This is a genomic window from Algibacter sp. L4_22 (assembly GCF_023473045.1).
Taxonomy (GTDB): domain Bacteria; phylum Bacteroidota; class Bacteroidia; order Flavobacteriales; family Flavobacteriaceae; genus Algibacter.
Window position 1 is genome coordinate 1 of the sequence record NZ_JAMCOK010000023.1, and the last position, 2,611, is coordinate 2,611.

Here is a 2,611-nt window from a genome sequence, read left to right on the forward strand (position 1 = left end):
GAACAGCATCCTTGCTGAATAAAAGTATACATTTCTTTAAATAAATAAATAAATACTGACTCCAAACGTTTGAACGGTAATGTGTATCAGAAGAAGCGCCTTGAACTATTATAACCGATCATTAAACAGACACTTAACATCTTGGTAGCCAAACATAACAAATCTGAACTTGTAAAACCTACAAATTTAAAGGGATAGTTCACTTAAAAACACAAAAGAAGATATTTTGAAGAATGTTGGTAACCAGACAGTTGATGGCACCCATTGACTTCCATAGTATTTTTATCCATACTATGGAAGTCAAAATATCTTCTTTTGTGTTCAGCAGAAGAAAGAAATTCATACAGGTTTGGAACAACTTGAGGGTGAGTAAATGATGAACTGACAATCTCAAGTATGAAGGAGCACAACATTTAGTACAGAGAAATATATATATATGTCTCTTCTATAATTGTGAAATCTGCATTGTTTATCCTTTTGATCTTTTATTCAAAAAATTCACAAAAATCTAACCTTTCATTGAAGTAAAAGAATTGAAAGTGGGGGGTAAATCACATTATGAAATAAATGCTTTTCTCCAAAACACGTTGGCCACAATTATTGGCACCCCTAGAAATTCTTATGAGTAAAATATCTCTGAAGTATATTCCCATTAATATTTACATTTTTTAGCACACCAGGGTGACTAGGAGCATGAAATTGTCCAGCTATGAAGTCTTGTTTCACAGGAGTATAAATATGAGGAAACACAAAGGCCAAATTCCCTTAATCATTCATCACAATGAGTAAAACCAAAGAATATAGTTCTGATGTGCAGCAAAAGATTGTTGAGCTTCACAAAATAGAAAGTGGCTGTAGGAAAATAGCTAAAGCATTGAAAATTCCCATTTCCACCATCAGGGCAATAATTAAGAAGTTCCAATCAACTAAAGATGTTACGAATCTGCCTGGAAGAGGACGTGTGTCTGTATCGCCCTAATGCACTGTGAGGAGGAGAGTTTGAGTGGACAAAGACTCTCCAAGGATCACAGATGGAGAATCGCAGATATTAGCTGAGTCTTGGGGTCAGAAAGCCTAAAAAAAAAAAAAAAAAAAAAAAAAACAACAACCCCTACATCACCTCATGTTGTTTGGGAGGGTTTCAAGAAAAAATCCTTCTTGCTCATCCAGAAACAAACTCCAGCATATTCATTTGTCAGACACGACTGGAAATTCAAAAGGGACCTGGTTCTATGATCAGATGAAACTATAAAAAGTACCCCATTGTCCACGCCTGAAACCATTCCTGAACCATTTTTGCTTTGTGGCAGGGCGCATTATCCTGCTGAAAGAGCCACAGCCACCAGGGAATACCGTTTCCATGAAAGGGTGTACATGGTCTGCAACAATGCTTAGGTAGGTGGTACGTGTCAAAGTAACATCCACATGGATGGCAGGACCCAAGGTTTCCCAGCAGAACATTGCCCAAAGCATCACACTGCCTCTGCCGGCTTGCCTTCTTCCCATAGTGCATCCTGGTGCCATGTGTTCCCCAGGTAAGCGACGCACACGCACCCGGCCATCCACGTGATGTAAAAGAAAACGTGATTCATCAGACCAGGCCACCTTCTTCCATTGCTCCGTGGTCCAGTTCTGATGCTCACGTGCCCACTGTTGGCGCTTTCGGCGGTGGACAGGGGTCAGCATGGGCACCCTGACTGGTCTGCGGCTATGCAGCCCCATACACAACAAACTGCGATGCACTGTGTATTCTGACACCTTTCTATCAGAACCAGCATTAACTTCTTGAGCAATTTGAGCTACAGTAGCTCGTCTGTTTGATCGGACCACACGGGCCAGCCTTCGCTCCCCACGTGCATCAATGAGCCTTGGCCGCCCATGACCCTGTCGCCGGTTCACCACTGTTCCTTCCTTGGAGCACTTTTGATAGATACTGACCACTGCAGACCGGGAACACCCCACAAGAGCTGCAGTTTTGGAGATGCTCTGACCCAGTCGTCTAGCCATCACAATTTGGCCCTTGTCAAACTCGCTCAAATCCTTACGCTTGCCCATTTTTCCTGCTTCTAACACATCAACTTTGAGGACAAAATGTTCACTTGCTGCCTAATATATCCCACCCACTAACAGGTGCCGTGATGAAGAGATAATCAGTGTTATTCACTTCACCTGTCAGTGGTCATAAAGTTATGCCTGATTGGTGTATATTACATTATATTACTTTATATTATATTATATTATAAGGCTGTTATTATAGGAAGATAGACTCAATTTGTAGAATTCCACTTGTGCATTGGGTTTGTCCAACCATGACAAACATCATCCTTCTGAAGGAGGTAAAAACAAAGATTTTGTCAAAGCAGGAATGCACAAACACACGTTGTACAAACTGTATATTCTATCCCCTTACACTAACCCTACCCATCACAGAAAACTTTCTGCATTTTTACATTTTCAAAAAAAACTAATTGTATGATTTATAAGCTTGTTTCCTCATGGGGACCTCAATTTAGGTCACATTCACTCATTCTCTCTCACACACACTCACACTCTCTCTCACACACACACACACACACACACACACACACACACACTCTCTCTCTCTCTGTCT

Annotated in this window: 2 protein-coding genes; one reads left to right on the forward strand and one right to left on the reverse strand. The window is 40.9% G+C overall.

Translation table 11 applies throughout. The annotated features are described in order from the left end of the window. Positions 1–781 precede the first annotated feature (781 nt). Entirely contained in the window at positions 782–979 is a 198-nt protein-coding gene (locus tag M4I23_RS19330) for a hypothetical protein (RefSeq protein ID WP_249755498.1), read from the forward strand. Positions 980–1,236: 257 nt separating this feature from the next. Here M4I23_RS19330 and M4I23_RS20010 read toward each other — a convergent pair whose 3' ends face one another. Continuing rightward, entirely contained in the window at positions 1,237–2,055 is an 819-nt protein-coding gene (locus tag M4I23_RS20010) for a hypothetical protein (protein WP_368736185.1), read from the reverse strand. Between the last annotated feature and the right edge of the window lie 556 nt (positions 2,056–2,611).

Excerpts from the sequence above, each read along its gene's own strand:
- M4I23_RS20010 (WP_368736185.1), bottom strand. The coding sequence starts at position 2,055 with ATGGGCAAGCGTAAGGATTTGAGCGAGTTTGACAAGGGCCAAATTGTG.
- M4I23_RS19330 (WP_249755498.1), top strand. The coding sequence starts at position 782 with ATGAGTAAAACCAAAGAATATAGTTCTGATGTGCAGCAAAAGATTGTT.